Origin of the sequence: Rhizobium sp. X9, assembly GCF_018873185.1 — a bacterium.
GTDB lineage: Bacteria > Pseudomonadota > Alphaproteobacteria > Rhizobiales > Rhizobiaceae > Agrobacterium > Agrobacterium oryzihabitans.
The window spans coordinates 897,431-914,768 of sequence record NZ_CP071312.1; the positions used below are offsets into that span (position 1 = coordinate 897,431).

General features: G+C 59.8%; 16 protein-coding genes. 8 read left to right on the forward strand and 8 right to left on the reverse strand.

Features of this window, described 5'->3' with window-relative positions; genetic code table 11:
- The first annotated feature begins 177 nt into the window (after nt 1–177).
- From JZY08_RS19060 to JZY08_RS19070, 3 genes are all read left to right on the forward strand, one after another.
- Nucleotides 178–2,043, forward strand: a complete 1,866-nt coding sequence (locus JZY08_RS19060) for a potassium/proton antiporter (RefSeq protein ID WP_216333169.1) — start codon at nt 178–180, stop codon at nt 2,041–2,043.
- Between the two features lie 67 nt (nt 2,044–2,110).
- Nucleotides 2,111–3,313, forward strand: a complete 1,203-nt coding sequence (pgk, locus tag JZY08_RS19065; RefSeq protein WP_216333171.1) for a phosphoglycerate kinase — start codon at nt 2,111–2,113, stop codon at nt 3,311–3,313.
- A 191-nt stretch (nt 3,314–3,504) separates the two neighbouring features.
- Nucleotides 3,505–4,530, forward strand: coding sequence for a class I fructose-bisphosphate aldolase (locus JZY08_RS19070; RefSeq protein WP_003497628.1), 1,026 nt, complete (start codon nt 3,505–3,507; stop codon nt 4,528–4,530).
- Between the two features lie 57 nt (nt 4,531–4,587).
- Here JZY08_RS19070 and JZY08_RS19075 read toward each other — a convergent pair whose 3' ends face one another.
- Nucleotides 4,588–4,743 carry a hypothetical protein gene (locus tag JZY08_RS19075; RefSeq protein WP_003497629.1) on the reverse strand — a complete coding sequence of 52 codons (156 nt, stop codon included), beginning with the start codon at nt 4,741–4,743 and terminating at the stop codon, nt 4,588–4,590.
- Nucleotides 4,744–4,879: 136 nt separating this feature from the next.
- Between JZY08_RS19075 and JZY08_RS19080 the strand changes: the two genes are divergently transcribed.
- The 3 genes from JZY08_RS19080 to JZY08_RS19090 all read left to right on the forward strand — a co-directional run bounded on the left by JZY08_RS19080 (nt 4,880) and on the right by JZY08_RS19090 (nt 7,276).
- Nucleotides 4,880–6,169 (forward strand): MFS transporter, encoded by a 1,290-nt coding sequence (locus tag JZY08_RS19080; protein WP_035242897.1) that lies wholly within the window; start codon nt 4,880–4,882, stop codon nt 6,167–6,169.
- Nucleotides 6,166–6,357: a DUF1192 domain-containing protein gene (locus JZY08_RS19085; protein WP_003497631.1), complete on the forward strand. Its 192-nt coding sequence runs from the start codon at nt 6,166–6,168 to the stop codon at nt 6,355–6,357. Before JZY08_RS19080 ends, JZY08_RS19085 begins: the two co-directional genes overlap by 4 nt.
- Nucleotides 6,358–6,760: 403 nt before the next feature.
- Nucleotides 6,761–7,276 carry a DUF1465 family protein gene (locus tag JZY08_RS19090; RefSeq protein ID WP_035242899.1) on the forward strand — a complete coding sequence of 172 codons (516 nt, stop codon included), beginning with the start codon at nt 6,761–6,763 and terminating at the stop codon, nt 7,274–7,276.
- A 153-nt stretch (nt 7,277–7,429) separates the two neighbouring features.
- On the opposite strand, the gene rpmE is transcribed toward JZY08_RS19090, so the two are convergent.
- Nucleotides 7,430–7,651, reverse strand: coding sequence for a 50S ribosomal protein L31 (gene rpmE, locus JZY08_RS19095; RefSeq protein ID WP_003497640.1), 222 nt, complete (start codon nt 7,649–7,651; stop codon nt 7,430–7,432).
- Between the two features lie 261 nt (nt 7,652–7,912).
- Here rpmE and JZY08_RS19100 point away from each other — a divergent pair, with 261 nt between their 5' ends.
- Nucleotides 7,913–9,712, forward strand: coding sequence for an ABC transporter transmembrane domain-containing protein (locus tag JZY08_RS19100; RefSeq protein WP_216333173.1), 1,800 nt, complete (start codon nt 7,913–7,915; stop codon nt 9,710–9,712).
- Here the strand turns inward: JZY08_RS19100 and JZY08_RS19105 are convergent, their stop codons facing one another.
- The 6 genes from JZY08_RS19105 to JZY08_RS19130 form a co-directional block, all read right to left on the reverse strand.
- Nucleotides 9,713–11,359 carry an FAD-binding dehydrogenase gene (locus JZY08_RS19105; protein WP_216333175.1) on the reverse strand — a complete coding sequence of 549 codons (1,647 nt, stop codon included), beginning with the start codon at nt 11,357–11,359 and terminating at the stop codon, nt 9,713–9,715.
- 88 nt (nt 11,360–11,447) lie between these two features.
- Nucleotides 11,448–12,479, reverse strand: coding sequence for a peptidoglycan -binding protein (locus JZY08_RS19110; protein ID WP_003497646.1), 1,032 nt, complete (start codon nt 12,477–12,479; stop codon nt 11,448–11,450).
- A gap of 2 nt (nt 12,480–12,481) precedes the next feature.
- On the reverse strand, nt 12,482–13,501 hold the full coding sequence (locus JZY08_RS19115; RefSeq protein ID WP_082186029.1) for a flagellar motor protein MotA: 1,020 nt from the start codon (nt 13,499–13,501) through the stop codon (nt 12,482–12,484).
- Between the two features lie 201 nt (nt 13,502–13,702).
- Nucleotides 13,703–14,503 carry an inositol monophosphatase family protein gene (locus tag JZY08_RS19120; protein WP_035243257.1) on the reverse strand — a complete coding sequence of 267 codons (801 nt, stop codon included), beginning with the start codon at nt 14,501–14,503 and terminating at the stop codon, nt 13,703–13,705.
- A gap of 164 nt (nt 14,504–14,667) precedes the next feature.
- Nucleotides 14,668–15,768, reverse strand: a complete 1,101-nt coding sequence (locus JZY08_RS19125) for a tetratricopeptide repeat protein (protein ID WP_216333177.1) — start codon at nt 15,766–15,768, stop codon at nt 14,668–14,670.
- A gap of 8 nt (nt 15,769–15,776) precedes the next feature.
- A complete protein-coding gene (locus JZY08_RS19130; protein WP_035222740.1) occupies nt 15,777–16,430 on the reverse strand; it encodes a thiamine phosphate synthase in 654 nt (217 codons plus the stop codon).
- Between the two features lie 104 nt (nt 16,431–16,534).
- Between JZY08_RS19130 and JZY08_RS19135 the strand changes: the two genes are divergently transcribed.
- Nucleotides 16,535–17,299, forward strand: a complete 765-nt coding sequence (locus JZY08_RS19135; protein WP_216333178.1) for a sulfite exporter TauE/SafE family protein — start codon at nt 16,535–16,537, stop codon at nt 17,297–17,299.
- Nucleotides 17,300–17,338 lie beyond the last annotated feature (39 nt).

The following is a 17,338-nucleotide window of genomic DNA, read 5'->3' on the forward strand; positions in this document are numbered from 1 at the left end:
ATAACGGTCGTGCGCAATGCACTTCGGCCCTGCCGTATCATTCGATACACCCCGCCTTGCGTCGCCTTTCAACGCCAGCCGAAACAGCGCTGACAGACCGCAACCCGTGGCGCATTGACTGCACACGCGCAGAGCATTCATTGCAGCGGTCAACGCGGTTTGAATGAGGCGGTGAACGTGGAATCATTTTATCTTCTGTTGCTGGTCGCAACTATTCTGGTTCTCGTCGCAGCCTTTTCGAGCCTTATCGCCTTCCGCTTCGGCGCACCTCTCCTGTTACTCTTCCTGATGATCGGCCTTGCGGCGGGTGTGGATGGCCTCGGCATCGAATTCACCAACAATCCGCTGGCCTATATGCTCGGCTCGCTCGTGCTTGCCGTCATTCTTTTCGATTCCGGTTTCGGCACGTCGATACAATCCTTCCGGCTTTCGGCAGCACCCGCCGTCGCTCTCGCGACAGTCGGCGTCATTCTCACATCCGTCTTTTTTGCCGGCGCGGCGGCCCTGCTGCTCGGGCTTTCCTGGCTGGAGGGCCTGCTGCTTGGCGCCATCGTCGCCTCCACGGATGCGGCCGCCGTTTTCTTCCTGCTGCGCATCGGCGGCATTCATATCCGCGATCAGGTGCGCTCCACGCTGGAAGTCGAATCCGGCACCAATGACCCGATGGCGATCTTCCTCACCATCGCCCTGGTCGAAATCATTGCCAAGGGCCAGGGGCTTGCCGGCATAGACAGCGGCTTTCTGCTGCTTTTCATCGAGCAGATGGGCCTTGGCGTCATTTTCGGCCTGCTTGGCGGCGTCATGATCGCCACCGTCGTCAACCGCTTCGCCGCCGACCGCGGGCTTGCACCGATCTTCGTGCTGGCGCTGGCGCTGCTCGTCTTCTCCTTCACCGGCACCATTGGCGGCAGCGGTTTTCTGGCGGTCTATGTGGCGGGCATCGTTGCCGGCAACCGCCGGATTTTCGCCAAGGAAACCATCCGCCGTTTCCATGAGGGGCTGACCTGGCTTGCCCAGATCATCATGTTCCTGATGCTCGGCCTCCTCGCCACACCGTCGCAATTTCCGGCGATCGCCATCCCGGCCGTCCTGCTGGCGCTGTTCCTGATCTTCGTCGCCCGTCCGCTTGCGGTGTGGCTCAGCCTGATGCCCTTCAACTATACCCAGCAGGAAACATCCTTCGTGGCCTGGGTCGGTCTGCGCGGCGCAGTATCGATCCTTCTTGCCATCATGCCCATTCTCGGCGGGCTCAACGATGCGCAGATCTATTTCAACGCCGCCTTCATCATCGTGCTGGTGTCGCTTCTGCTCCAGGGCTGGACGATCAAACCAGTGGCCACAAGGCTGGGGTTGATCGTGCCGCCGCGCATGGGCGATGTCGACAAGCTGGAAGTGGACCTTCCCGGCACCGCCAATCACGAGTTGATTTCCTATCGCGTCGCCAAAGGCAGCGCCATCATGCAGGGCGAGCGCATTCCGCGCTGGGCGATGCCCTCTCTGGTCGTGCGCGACGGCAAATCGATCCGCTACCAATATGCCGGGCGGCTGCGTGAAAACGATCTCGTCTATCTTTTCATCGCACCCGGTTATTCCCGCCTGATCGACCGGCTGTTCGCCAGCGCCCTGCCCGTCGCCGATGACGATGCGGATTTCTTCGGCATTTTCGCGATCTCACCCGCACGCCCTGCCAAGGACCTTGATGCAGCCTACGGCCCGGGCCTCATTTCGCCCGCCGAACAGGCGATGAGCATTGCGGAACTCATCGAAGCGCGGCTCTCCGGAAAGGCGGATTATGCCGATCGGGTGCGCCTCGGTTCCATCGTTCTGATCGTTCGGGCGCTGGACGAACATGAGGCGATCACCGGTATCGGCATTTCGCTTGAACCGGTCGAGCCGGCCACCAGCCTGCCGATCTTTATAAGCCTTTCGGAGATTCTCAGTCGCGTGCGGCGGTATCTGGCGCAGCGGCGTCAGTCACGCTCCGGTGATGGCAACGAGGGCATTTCCGCGCCTCCGTCCGAGGTGAGAGAAAATGAGGCGTGACCGGCTTGCGTCGGCAATCAGGCATAGTATGGTCCGTCCCGAACTCGCAACAAATCAGGATCGACCTATGCCCGCTTTCAAGACCATCGACGACCTTAACGACATTGCCGGAAAGCGCGTTCTCGTCCGCGTTGATCTCAACGTGCCGGTTGCGGATGGCAAGGTGACGGACGCGACCCGTATTGAACGGGTTGCACCGACCATTCTCGAACTCTCCGGAAAAGGCGCGAAAGTCATCCTGCTTGCCCATTTCGGCCGCCCGAAGGGTGAACCCGTCGCCGACATGTCGCTTTCCCAGATCGTAGCTACCGTTGAGGAAGTTTTGGATCACCCTGTGTCTTTCGCAGCCGATTGCATCGGCGCGCCGGCAGCGGACGCAGTCGCGAAAATGAACGATGGCGATATCCTTCTTCTGGAAAACACCCGCTTCCACAAGGGCGAGGAAAAGAACGATCCGGCATTTGTCGAGGCTCTGGCAGCCAACGGCGATATCTATGTGAATGACGCCTTCTCCGCAGCCCACCGCGCCCACGCCTCGACAGAAGGTCTGGCGCGTCACCTGCCCGCTTATGCCGGCCGCACCATGCAGGCCGAGCTTGAGGCGCTGGAAAAGGGCCTCGGCCAGCCGGTCCGTCCTGTGGTCGCCATCGTCGGCGGCGCGAAGGTTTCGAGCAAGATCGATCTCCTGATGAACCTCGTCAAGAAGGTCGATGCCCTCGTCATCGGCGGCGGCATGGCTAACACCTTCCTTGCCGCACGCGGCGCACAAGTCGGCAAATCCCTCTGCGAACACGATCTGGCCGAAACCGCAAAACAGATCATGATCGAAGCGGCCACATCCGGCTGCGCCATCGTTCTGCCGGAAGACGGCGTGGTCGCCCGCGAATTCAAGGCCAGTGCGGCGAACGAAACCGTCGATATCAACGCCATTCCCGCCGATGCCATGGTTCTCGATGTCGGCCCGAAATCGGTCGAGAGCATCAAGGCCTGGATTTCCCGCGCGGAAACGCTGGTCTGGAACGGGCCACTCGGCGCCTTCGAAATCGAACCCTTCGATGCGGCAACAGTGGCTGCGGCAAAACATGCCGCCGAATGCACGAAAGCGGGCAAGCTCGTCTCTGTCGCCGGTGGTGGCGACACGGTCGCGGCACTGAACCACGCCGGCGTCTCCGACGATTTCACCTATATCTCGACGGCAGGCGGCGCCTTCCTCGAATGGATGGAAGGCAAGGAATTGCCGGGCGTTGCCATCCTGACCGCTGCCAAGTAAACTTATCCTACTTGCCTGACACGAGGCCGGACAAGCAATGCTTGCCCGGCCTTGTTTTTTGGTAAGTACGCACGGGAGGAAAAGTTTCAAACGATTGAAATCATTTCAATCGTTTCAATGAGTTAGCCTGCCATTTCCCTGCCCTGGAACTTCTGTTATCGGGAATTTATTGTGCCTTGGGAGAATAGCAAATGACCGAACGTCTCGAAGACATTGCCATCAAAATGGTTGCCGACGGTAAAGGCCTGCTCGCAGCCGACGAATCCACAGGAACGATCAAGAAGCGTTTCGACAGCATCAATCTGGAGTCCACCGAGACCGCCCGCCGCGACTATCGCGAAATGCTGTTCCGCTCCGACGACGCCATGAAGAAATACATCTCCGGCGTCATCCTTTACGAAGAAACCCTGTTCCAGAAGGCAGCCGACGGCACACCTTTTGTTGATATCATCAAGGCGGCCGGCAGCCTGCCGGGCATCAAGGTGGATATCGGCGCAAAGCCGATGGCCTTCCACCCGCATGAATTCATCACCGAAGGTCTCGACGGTCTTTACGAGCGCCTGCGCAAGTACCATGAGGCCGGCGCCCGTTTCGCCAAGTGGCGCGGCGTCATCACCATCGGTGATCAGCGCCCGAGCTGGGGTTCGATCAAGGCAAACTCCCAGTCGCTCGCCCGTTACGCCGCTCTCTGCCAGCAGGCGGATATCGTGCCGATCGTTGAGCCGGAAGTGCTGATGGACGGCGAGCCGGGCACGCATGACATCGATCGCTGTGCGGAAGTTACGCAATGGGTTCTCCAGACCGTCTTTGCGGATCTGTTCGACGCCCGCGTCAACCTCGAAGGCATGATCCTCAAGCCGAACATGATCATCGACGGCAAAAAGGCCCGCAAGGCCTCCGTCGAGGAAGTGGCAGAAAAGACCGTGAAGGTTCTAAAGGCGACCGTGCCCTCTGCCGTTCCGGGCATCGCCTTCCTTTCCGGCGGCCAGTCCTCCGAAGAGGCGACGGCACATCTCTCCGCCATGAATGCCGGTTACGACCTGCCCTGGTCGCTGACCTACTCCTACGGCCGCGCGCTTCAGGATACGGCCCTCAAGACATGGGGCGGCAAGCAGGAGAATGTCGCCGCCGGCCAGCGCGCCTTCACCCACCGCGCCGCCATGAACAGCCTTGCTGCCAAGGGCAACTGGAAGCTGGAACTCGAAAAGGCCGCGTAAGGCCAGACCGACAGGCACGCCGAAAAATCAAAGCCGCCCCATGGGCGGCTTTTTTCTTTACGGGCGCAGAAGAAGCGTGGCCGACCAGATGACAAAGGCGGCAACCGCTATCTTCCAGCAATCGCCCCTTTTTTTAAGGCCCGGCAGGCCGAGCGGCCGGATGATCTGGACCACCATGGCCAGCAGTAAAAAAAGGCCGATCGCCTTTGTCATTTATTGAGCCTTTTCTTTATTTCTGCATCGTCACAGGCTGGACATTTTTAGCGTTCACCAGAAGAGTGCAACTCATTCGGGTAATCCCGTTCTATGGCCTGTCCGACCGTCCGTCCGAACGCATGAGAGTGTCTTCATGAGCAGAAATCTTCTACCCGTATTCGCTCTTTTATCCAGCACTCTGTTTCTTTTTCTCGGTAACGGCCTCCAGGGCCTGGTGCTGCCGGTGCGTGGTTCGGCCGAAGGCTATTCCAATGAAATTCTGGGCTTTCTCGGCACCTCCTGGGCGGCCGGCTTCGTCATCGGCTGCTTTGTGGCACCCGCGATCGTGCGCCGCGCCGGGCATGTGCGGGCGTTCGCCTCCTTCGTCGCGCTGGTCTGCCTGACCGTGCTGATGACGGGTCTTATCATTGACGACGTCTGGTGGATCACCATGCGCGCGCTCACCGGCTTCTGCACGGCCGGCACGTCCATGATCATCGAAAGCTGGCTGAACGAACGCGCGACCAATGAGAGCCGCGGCATGATCTTCTCGCTTTATATAGCCATCACCCTGCTTGGCGTAGTGGCGGGGCAGATGATCGTGCCGATGGGCGACATCAGCAACAACTCGCTGTTCATGATCTGCGGCATCATCTATTGCATTGCGATTCTGCCAGCCACGCTTTCGAAGGCCGACAGTCCGCAGCCCTTGCAGAAGGTCAAGCTGGATTTACCGGCTCTATACCGCAACTCGCCGGTTTCCTTCGTCGGTATCCTCATGATCGGCATCGCCAACGGTGCTTACGGCACGCTCGGCGCCGTTTTCGGCGCACGGGCGGGTCTTGATCCGACCATGATCGCCATCATGGTGTCCGTCACGATCTTCGTCGGCGCGCTCGCGCAATTTCCGGCCGGCCGCCTTTCGGACCGCATAGACCGCCGTTATGTGCTCGCCGGACTGGCAGGTCTTGGCGCAGTCGCGGGTCTGGCCGTTGCGGCCGTGCAGCCGCACAATGTCTACGTCCTTATCCCCATGATCGCCATTTACGGCGCCGCCGCCAACGCGCTTTATCCCATCGCCGTGGCCCATGCCAACGACTACGCGGCATCGGAAGACTTCGTCAAGGTTTCGGGCGGGCTGCTGCTGCTTTACGGTATCGGTACCATCATCGGCCCGACACTCGGCGGCGCGGTCATGACCTATTCCGGCCCCTATGCGCTCTTCTTCGTGACGGCCGTCGCCCACGTGCTGATAACGGCCTATGCCATCATCAGAAGCCGTCAACGCGCCGCGCTTTCGACCGACGAAAAGGACAATTTCTCGACCATGATGCCGACGACGCCCTCGCCGCTCGTCACGCCGGAAAGCATTGCACTTGATCCGCGCGCGCCGCAATATCCCGAGGACGATGGCGACTATGTTGAAAAAGGAGCAGGCATATGAGCCTCTTTGACGATGACCGTCCGCAAAAACCGCTGGCGCATGAGATCGGCAGCGATCTCAGCCTTCTTTCCGTGGACGAACTCAGCAACCGTATCGACCTCCTGCAAACGGAAATCACCCGGCTGGAAGAGGAGCGGACAAGGAAATCGGCGGGCCGGCTGGCGGCGGAGAACCTCTTCCGCTCCTGACGAAGGCCCGCAGAAACGCCCGGGAGGAAACCTACAAGTCGCAAGCTGCGGCCGGAATGGTGCGCGGGTGTAAATATTCTGGCGCAGTCTTTCGTTTACCATTAACCAAAAATTAAGCTTTCTGAGAGATTACTATACATGTCCAGTTCTTCTGGACCTCAGGCATCTTCTCCATTCGGCGAATTGGTCTGATTTTTCTCCCTGTTTTACCTTGAGAGCCGCTTTCGCGGCTCTTTTTTTGCCGGTATCCGGATTTCGTAAAACTGTGGGTATTAACCCTTCTTTAATAATTGCCTTGCGCATTTCAGGTAAAGATACCATCCTGAAAACACTAAAGGCCGGAACAAAATATCCCGGTCGTCGTTGCCTGACAGTGTGGTGCGTGAGCAGGGATTTAAAGAAAATGTCGGAACAGGTTTTAAATACCATAAGCTTTGCGGGTCGCGCGGCTGCTTCCAACCAGTTCAAAACCCTCTATACCGAAGGCATGACCTTGGTTGAGGAAACGGCGAGCTATCTTGACGGCGCCGGTCGCGCTGCTTCCAAGGTTCTGCCGCGCATGGCTTCCGTTCTTTACGCAGCGGAATCGATGCGCCTCACCACCCGCCTGATGCAGATGGCCTCCTGGCTGCTTCTGCAGCGCGCCGTCAACAATGGCGAGATGACGCGCGATCAGGTTCTGAGCGAGAAGAACAAGGTGCGTCTCGACAGCTTCAATGTCGACCGTAACGCGCCCGGCTGGAACGATCTGCCGGAATCCTTCCGCGACCTCATCGAACGGTCGCTGCGCCTCCAGAACCGCATCGCCCTTCTCGACCGCGAAATCTATCGCCCGTCCGAAGCCACCAAGGTGCCGGACAATGAAAACAGCGTACAGGCACAGCTTAATCTCCTGCGCACGGCTTTCTCCATCAATTGAGAAAAGACGATCTTATCCGGACAATTTGAAAAGCAGGCTGGCAAGCCTGCTTTTTTGTTTTGGGCGATACGTGCCCGCCCATCATCATTGGAAAAGGCAACAAAAAAGCCCGGTAAAAACCGGGCTTTTTTAAACGATCCGTCCGCAAGTGGATCAGAGGCCGAGGCCGCCGAAACGCTTGTTGAACTTGGAAACGCGACCACCACGGTCCATAAGCTGCTGGTTGCCGCCCGTCCATGCCGGATGGGACTTGGGGTCGATTTCAAGGTTCATGACGGCGCCTTCCGAACCCCAGGTGGAGCGGGTTTCGTATTCGGTGCCATCGGTCATGACCACCTTGATCGTGTGATAATCGGGATGGATATCAGCCTTCATGACAATCTTCCTGGTTAAGTGACGTGCGGTCCATTTGCCGCAATTGCGTCAACTGAGCCATTTCAATAAATGAAGCCATAGACCAGATGGGCCATGGCTTCCCAATTCGATGCGGAGCCTATACATGAAGGTCGCCCAGATAACAAGAGCCTGCTATCCCCTTGTGAAAGGAGATGGCCGCAGGGGCAGGAATTTTACCGCGGGCCGGAAATCTGGCCCCAAAAGACCGAAAAACGGCGCGGAACGAGGAGCATAAAGGACGTGGCAGATATTGAAGCGCAGAAAGCGGCGAAACAGAGAAGCCTGAAGCCGCTTCTTGGCCTTTTCCCCTATCTCAGGCGTTATCGCGGCCTGATGGCGGCTGCCATTTTCGCACTTGTCCTCTCCTCCGCCACGACACTTGCCTTGCCGCTTGCCGTTCGCCGCATCATCGACCACGGTTTCCAGACGCCGGATGGCGGCATGATCAACAGCTATTTCGCCATGCTTCTGGCGATCGCCGTCCTCCTCGCGCTCGCCAGCGCCATGCGTTATTATTATGTCATGACCATCGGTGAAAGGGTCGTCGCCGATCTGCGCCGCGATGTCTTTGCCCATCTCACCACGCTGTCGCAGCATTTTTTCGATACCAACCGATCCGGCGAACTGACCTCGCGGCTGACGGCCGACACGGTGCAGATCCGTTCCGCCTTCGGTTCATCCGCTTCAGTCGCGCTGCGCAACATCATCATGTGTTGCGGCGCTGTCGCCATGATGATCTATACCAGCCCCGGCCTTTCCGGCCTTGCGCTGCTTGCCATTCCCTTCATTGTTTTTCCGCTGATTGCCTTCGGCCGTTCTGTCCGTGCCCGCTCGCGCACCACACAGGACACATTGGCGAATTCCGCCGCCTATGCCTCCGAGACGATTGCGGCGAGCCGCACCGTGCAATCCTTCAATGCCGAGACCCTCGCAAATGCGCGTTATGGCGCCTCCGTGGAAGCCGCCTATCAGGGTGCGCGCGCGGCGATCGGTGCACGCTCCATCCTCACCGCCGTTGCCATTGCACTGGTCTTCGGCAGCGTCGTCGGCATTCTCTGGTATGGCGCGCAAAGCGTCTTGTCCGGCAGCATGACTGCGGGCACGCTCGGCCAATTCGTACTTTACTCCGTCATCGCCGCAAGCGGTCTTGGCCAGCTTTCGGAAGTCTGGGGTGAACTGGCGCAGGCGGGCGGCGCGGCCGAACGGCTTTCCGAACTGCTGGACGAGCGCTCACCCGTCATCGAGCCGACGACGCCCGTTGCCATGGTGCAGCCACCGCGCGGCGAGGCGGCATTTGAAGACGTCAATTTTATCTACCCGCTCGCGACCGGCCGGCCGATCATCTCCGGCCTCTCCTTCAAGGTCAGCGCCGGCGAAACCGTTGCCATTGTCGGCCCTTCAGGCGCGGGCAAAAGCACGGTATTTTCGCTGCTGATGCGGTTTTACGACCCGCAGCAGGGCCGTATCACCGTCGATGGCAGCGATATCCGCGACGTCAGCCTGGCAGACCTGCGCGCCCACCTGTCAATCGTCCCGCAGGACGTGGCGATATTCGCCTCATCCATCCATGATAATATCGCCTTCGGCCGGCCGGACGCGACACGCGAAGAAGTCCGCGCTGCCGCCATCGCCGCACAGGCGGACAGCTTCATCACGCGACTGACCGATGGTTATGACACGCAGGTGGGTGAACGGGGCGTTACGCTTTCCGGCGGCCAGCGACAGCGCATCGCGATTGCCCGCGCCATCCTGCGCAACGCGCCGATCCTGCTACTCGACGAAGCGACATCCGCGCTTGATGCGGAAAGCGAAATGCTGGTGCAAAAGGCTCTGGATGAGTTGATGAAGGCCCGCACCACAATCGTCATTGCCCATCGCCTTGCCACCGTGCTGAAGGCGGACCGCATTCTGGTGATGGATGAAGGCCGCATCATCGAGGAAGGCACGCACCAGAGCCTCATTCGCCAGAACGGCCTTTACGCAAAACTTGCCCGGCTGCAATTCCAGACGGGGCCGGACGAATTGCGCGCCCAGGCGTAATCACGCCAGCACTTTGCGCCCCGCAACACGGCCGGAAAACAGGCAGCCGCCGAGGAATGTGCCCTCAAGCGCATTATAGCCGTGCATGCCGCCACCGCCGAAACCGGCCACCTCACCGGCAGCATAAAGGCCCGGCACCGGATCACCGGCAGCATCCAGCACGCGCGCCTCAAGGTCAGTATGCAGGCCGCCCAGCGTCTTTCGCGTCAATACATGCAGACGCACGGCGATTAAAGGTCCCATCGCCGGATCGAGCAGCCGATGCGGTTTTGCGGTGCGCATCAGCCTGTCGCCGAGATAACGCCGCGCGCCATGGATTGCCGTTACCTGCGCATCCTTGCAGAAACCGTTCTCGATCTCACGGTCCCGCGCCTCTATCTGGTCGCGGATATGGCCTATATCCAAACGGTCATCGCCGCTGATCGCGTTCATTGCCGGGACAAGCTCTTCCAGCGTATCGCGGACGGCGAAATCCTCACCACGCTCCATGAAGGCCTTCACCGGCCCGGGCGGTTCCTTGCCCAGCCGTTTGAGCAGCAGCCGCATATTCTTGCCCGTCAGATCAGGGTTTTGCTCCGAACCTGAAAGCGCAAACTCCTTCTTGATGATCGCCTTGGTCAAGATGAACCAGCTATGGCCGCTGCCGCGCTCGCCCAGCATTTTAAGCGTGCCGAGCGTATCGAAGCCCGGCATCGCCGGCGCTGAAAGCCGGTTTCCATCGGCATCGCACCAGAAGGACGAGGGGCCGGGCAGGATGCGGATGCCATGGTCCGGCCAGATCGGATCGTGGTTTTTCACACCTTCGGTATAGTGCCACATCCGGTCGCGATTGATGACTGTTCCACCCACCATTTCCGTAATGGCAAGCATGCGACCATCCACATGAGCGGGTACGCCGCAGACCATGCTTGCGGGAGGCATACCCAGCCGCTCCACCGGCCAGTTACGCCGCACCAGCTCCTGATTGCCGCCAATGCCGCCGGAACTGACGATAACGGCCGGGGCTGCAATTGTGAAATCCCCCGCTACGTCCCGGCTGCTCTGTTGTCCGCGCAACACCGGATCCGTTGCAAGAACAGCGCCGGAAATGCCGGTCACCCGGCCGTCGGTGACATCCAGCCGATCGACGCGGTGGCGAAACCGGAGGGCAAGGCGGCCGTCCGCCGCCATGGCTTTTGTCTTTTCAACGAAAGGCGCCAGCACGCCGGGACCCGTGCCCCATGTGACGTGGAAACGCGGCACGGAATTGCCGTGGCCATGGGCAAGGGCGCCGCCACGCTCGGCCCAGCCAACCACCGGAAACCAGCGCATGCCCAGCCGATGCAGCCATTCACGTTTCTCGCCGGCGGCGAAATTGAGATAGGCTTCGGCCCACCGTTGCGGCCAATGGTCCTCGGAACGATCGAAACCTGCCGAGCCGAACCAGTCCTGCCGGGCAAGATCAAGACTGTCGCGCACCCGCATCAGGCGCTGCTCGGGGCTGTCGATGAAAAACAGACCACCAAGCGACCAGAAGGCCTGCCCGCCAAGGTTCTGCTCTCCCTCCTGATCCACTAGGCAAACGCTGAGGCCGCGCTCGACAGCCTCGGTTGCCGCGACCAGCCCGGCAATCCCCGCACCGACGACAATCAAATCATATCGTTCCATCAGCCCCTCCCAGATATGACGGAATTACTTTTACGCGAACGTAAATTCACTTGCGTCACAAGGCAACCGCCAAGATGCGGCTCCTGACTTAGCGTTCGGTGAGCTTCAGCTCGATACGGCGGTTCTGCTGACGCGCTTCCGGCGTGTCGCCTTCTGCAATCGGCTGATATTCGCCGAACCCGGCAGCAACCAGGCGGTTTGACGGAACGCCCTTGGAGATCAGGAATTTCACCACCGAGGTGGCGCGGGCAGAGGAAAGTTCCCAATTGTCGCGGTAACGGCCGGAGCCGGAAAGTTGGACATTGTCCGTATGGCCGTCAACGCGCAGGACCCAGTTGATCTCCGCCGGGATTTCCTTGGCAAGATCGATCAAAGCTGTCGCCAGCTTCTCCATCTCCGCCTGCCCTTGCGGATTGAGCTCATTGCCCCCGGAGGGAAAGAGCACTTCGGACTGGAAGACGAACCGATCGCCGACGATGCGGATGTTTTCGCGGTCCGAAAGAATTTCGCGCAGGCGTCCGAAGAAATCAGACCGGTAGCGGTTCAGTTCCTGTACTCTCTGCGCCAGCGCCACATTGAGACGGCGGCCGAGATCGGCGATCTTGACCTGAGACGAGGCGTCCTTGGACTCCGACGCCTGCAGCGCGGCTTCCACGGAAGCAATCTGCGCCCTGAGCGCTGCAATCTGCTGGTTGAGCAATTCTATCTGTGCGGAGGCGCGGGAATTGGCCTGCTTCTGGTCATCCAGTTCGCCGGTCAGGCTGCCGATGCGGGCATTGGCGCTTGCGCTGTTGCCCGATCCCGCATCGAGAAGCGACTGCAGGCGCGAGCGCTCACTTTCGGACGCGGCAAGTGTGGATTGCAGGCTCGCCAATGCGTCCTCGATATCCTGCTTGCTGCCCTTTTCCATGGCCAGAAGTTCGGTCAGTTCCGCTATCTGGCTGTTGAGGCGTGTCAGCACCTCGTCCTTGCCGGTGATTTCCCGCGACAGCACGAATTGCGCCAGCACGAAAACCGTGAGCAGAAACATGATGGCCATGAGCAGCGTCGAGAGCGCATCGACGAAACCCGGCCAATAATCCACACCCCTGTCGCGGCGGCGGTTGCGCGCAAGCGCCATGGCTACTCGCTCCCGTTATCGTGCCGGGTGCGTCCGGAAGATTTCGTCTCGCCATCGATACGCGTCGACAGCCGGTCGAGCGTGCGGCGGAGCGATCTCGATTCCTCCTGCTGCGCCTCGATCCAGTCGCGCAACATCTGCTGCTCGCTGCGCATATTCTTGACCAGCCCCTGAATACCCTCGGCAAGGCTGGTCATGGCTGCAAGCGAACGCTCGGTGCTGACAACCGCGCCGGGCTCAGCTTTGAACTCCCTCGGCATTTCCACCGAGGTATCCGTCACGGAAGACAGCCAGTTTTCAAGCTGGGTGTAAAAACGGTTCTGGGCGCGGCCTGCCTGAAGATCGAGAAATCCGAGGATCAGCGAGCCCGAAAGGCCAAGCAGCGACGAGGAAAACGCCGTTCCCATGCCCGCCAGCGGCGCAGTCAGGCCGGCCTTGAGGGAGCCGAGAATATCGTTGCTGTCGCCGGCGCTTGGATCAAGCGACTGGATGACGTTGCTGATGGCGCCAATGGTGCCGATGAGGCCCCAAAAGGTGCCGAGCAGGCCAAGGAACACCAGAAGGCCAACGAGATAACGCGAGGTATCACGCGTCTCATCAAGGCGAGTCGCGATGGAATCGAGGATCGTGCGCTGCGTAACGGCGGAAAGCCGGACCTCACCGCGCTTGCCGATCAGCGTGCTCATGGGGGCAAGCAACTTTGGCGCGCGGCCAACCTTCTCAACGCTGCCGGCGGCACGAAAGGCATTGAACCAGCGCACTTCTGACCGCAGGCTCATTGTCTGCGTGAACACCAGAATGATGCCGATGGCAAGAACGCCGAGAATGAAACCGTTGAGGCCCGGATTCGTCATGAAGGCGGTGTGCGCCTGCCGGTAAAGAATGGCCGCCAGGAAACCGACGAGGATCAGAAACAGAACCATCGTCCAGAGAAACGGTGTCGGGCTGGACAGCTTGTGGCTGTATTGCCGCGTGGTCACCGGCTTCTCGACGCCGAGATCAAGTAACTCCGAATCCGCCATAACGTTCGCATTCCCTTCGGTCAGGTATCCAGCGGAAGCTATTTGAAAATTGCGACGATTTGAAGCGAAAAGCCGGTCTTTCGTCATACGCATTTTGCAAAGACGGATGGGACCGGCGCTCAGAAAAACAAAAACGCCCGGCAAGGGTTCGCCGGGCGCTTAAAAACTTGCACTAAACGGCAGGTTTTCTGCCGAAATCGATCAGCGGCCGGGTATCGGGCGGTTGGCGACTTCCACAAGCGACTTGTGGATATATTCATTTCCAGCCGCAACAGTACCGCTGCCGAAGATGTCCGTACCGCCCTTGATATCAGAGGCGAAGCCACCGGCTTCGCGAATCAGCACCAGACCGGCCGCCATGTCCCAGGGCGAAAGATCCGCCTCCCAGAAACCGTCGAGACGGCCCGCAGCAACATAGGCAAGGTCAAGCGCTGCCGCACCCATGCGGCGAATGCCGGCCGCTTCACCCATGACGTGACGAAGCTCGACGAGGAACTTGCCGTGATTGCCACGGCCGAGATGCGGCACGCCGCAGCCGATGACGCAATCGGTCAGCGCTTTACGCGCAGCGACGCGAATACGGCGATCGTTGAGGAAAGCGCCACCGCCACGCTCGGCGGTGTAGAGTTCGTCGGTGGCCGGATTGAAGATCACACCGGCGACGATTTCGCCGTTGCGCTCCAGCGCGATGGAAACGGCGAAATGCGGAATGCCGTGCAGGAAGTTGGTCGTGCCATCAAGCGGATCGACGATCCAGCGATGCGCGCCGTCACTGCCTTTTTCCTCGCCGCCTTCCTCACCCAGAAAGTCGTAGGTGGGGCGGGCCTTCATCAATTCATCGCGCACGATCTTTTCGGCCTTGAGGTCTGCCTGCGATACGAAATCGCTCGGTCCCTTGACCGAAACCTGAAGGTTCTGCACTTCACCGAAGTCACGCGACAAAGACTTACCCGCCTTGATGGCGGCCTGAACCATGACATTGAGAAGGGCTGAACGGGCCATCGAGTTTGTTTCCTGGAAAGCTTGCGAGCCGCCCGAAAGCTTGCCGGGCAGGCACGTCATTATTTTCTTGAATTGAAAGTTTGCGGTTCAAGACCACAAAACGCGCGGAAATTCAAGGCAAAAAGCCTGCGGGCCGAAGCTGGCGACGGTTGAACCGCCCTGCATCACACCGGGCGGAACCGATTTGCGGCCTCGATCGCCTTTTTCTGCTGCTCGTCGGTGATCCCGAGATAAAAATCCTCGAGAGCCGGATCCTTCAACCCCGCACGGCGGGAAAGCACATACCACTTGGCCGCTTCCACCGGATCCGGCCTCGTACCCAAAGCCTGGATGTAAAGATGCGCCACCTTGTTCTGGGCCACAACATTGCCGCGCTGTGCGGCGCCATAAAGCCAGCGGAAGCCCTCATCCAGATTTCGCTCGCCGCCAAACCCATTGACGAGCCAGATACCGAGATCGACCTGCGCGGTATCGTAACCGGCTTTTGCAGCCCGCGTCAGCCAATCCCGGGCCTTGGCTTTCTTTTCAGCCGGTACATCCTTGAGCGACCAGTAAATCTGCGACACCGCATATTGCGCGTCGGCAATGCCCTGTTCGGCGGATTTTTCATAAAACGGCATGGCCATCAGCAATCCCTTGGCACCGGGATTTTCCGAAACCAGTATCTGCCCCCAGTTGAACTGGGCCGAGGCATTGCCGGCTTCCGCGGCCCGGCGCATGTAATCGTCGGCCTTCGCCTTGTCGCGGGTGACGAATTTGCCTTCCATCAGGATCAGGGCGAATTTGAACATGGCGACGGCATCACCGCCCTGCGCCGCCTGCTGGTACCAGAAAGCCGCTGTCTTCTCGTCACGGGCAATGCCGAGCCCGCGCGACATCATTTCCGCCACCAGTGTCTGGGCGGCCGCATCGCCGTTCTGCGCACGGTTCAATGCCTTGTCGAGCGCCTGCACATATTCACCGCGCTGGAAATGGCCATAGGCCTCGTCCACTCTGCCCTTGAACTCCTTTTCAGGCGGCAGGGCCGGCAGTTCGGCACCCATGCGCTGATAGACGTTGACGCCCTGCGACGGCTGCAAATCCTTCTGTTCTTCCGATTGCACCCTGCCCTGACGGGAAGGCTGCGCCTCATCCTCCATCTGCCGGGAAAGCGCGTTGCTTTCGCTCTGCGGTCCGGACTGGGCAAAAGCAACGCCCGCCGACGCGCCAAAAATCAGCGTCATCAGCGAAACGGAAAGGCAGAAGGGAACCGAGCGCATGAACATCGCCTGTATCAACCGCCAAACCGTGGCGCTTTTTCGTCAAGCAACGCGTTGATTTCAGAAACGGCCTGGGCGGCGCCGGCAGCATTGTCGAAAACGCCGCTGCGCATCGCCACAAATTCCACGCCGGTTTCAGCAACCGCGACCACCGACGACGGATCCGTGCCGCCCATGACGATCGCCGGGATTTCGATCATCGAAGCCCACCACTCGCCAAGAGCCAGATTTTTGGGATGCGCTTCCGGCTTGATGTCGCCTTCGAGCTTGCCGAAAAAGACGTAGTCCGGATTGGACTCACCCTGTTCCAGAGCCTTGTGACGATCATCCGCATTGCCGCCGCCGACGATCATCTTGGGCGTGAAATTTTCAACGGCTTCGGCAAGCGCCTCGGCGTTGCCCGCCACATGCAGGCCATCCGCCTTCACCCGGCCCGCAACACGGCTGTCGCCCGCGATGAGCGCAGCCGCACCCGCCTTCTGGACGAGAGGCACGATCAGTTCGGCACGCTTCTGGAAAGAGGCGTCATCCAGACCGTATTGCGGAATGATGACCGAGGCCACATCGCCGCCCCGCAGTGCTTCTTCCACATCTGTTGCCTGCTTTTGCGCATCGTCCGACTGCGGGACGATCAGAACAAGGCGGCAACGGTCTTCAACTATGGTCATTGGTTCGTCCATTTCAGGCAGAAGACACTTCCGGCGCGATCTGCACTCGTTTTGATATGATAAATCCGATAAACCGGACCGGAGAAAGGATCAACCATCCATCCATGCTGACCGATTTTCATTTTTTCCTCGTCGCCATCCCCGCAGTCGTGCTTGTCGGCCTTTCCAAGGGTGGTTTGGGCGGCGCGCTGGCGCTGATGGGCGTGCCGTTGATGGCGCTTGCAATCCCGCCGGTGCAGGCGGCGGCGATCTTCCTGCCGATCCTGATCGTGATGGATCTCGTGGCGCTTTGGGCCTGGCGACACCACAATCACCGGCAGACGCTCCTCATCATGCTGCCCGGCGCAATCGCCGGCATCACACTCGGCTGGGCCACCTCCAGCCTCATATCTGCAGATGCGATGCGGCTTGTCGTCGCCTCTGTGACCATCCTCTTTGTGCTGCGCTATTTCCACGAGAGCTTCAAAAGCCGCAACGGGCAGCAAATACCGGCCAGACCACAACGACCGGCCGCAGCAACGCTCTGGTCCAGCCTTTCGGGTTATGCGAGTTTTGTCGCCCATGCGGGCGGCCCGCCCTTCCAGATCTATGTCCTGCCGCTGAAGCTCGATCCCAAGACCTATACCGGCATGAGCGTGCGTTTCTTCGCCATCATGAATGCGATCAAGCTCATCCCCTATTTTGCGCTGGGCGCGCTGGACGCCACCAACCTCAAGACCTCGGCCAGCCTCTTGCCGGTCGCGATGCTGGCGACGCTCGCCGGTGCAAGGGTGGTGAAATATCTGAAACCATCCGTGTTTTACCCGCTGATGTATGCCATGGCGTTGATCGCAGCCCTGAAACTGCTCTGGGACGGACTGCCCCTCTAGGTTTCACAGCCACTAAAAAGCCCTGGCAACACCGCAGGT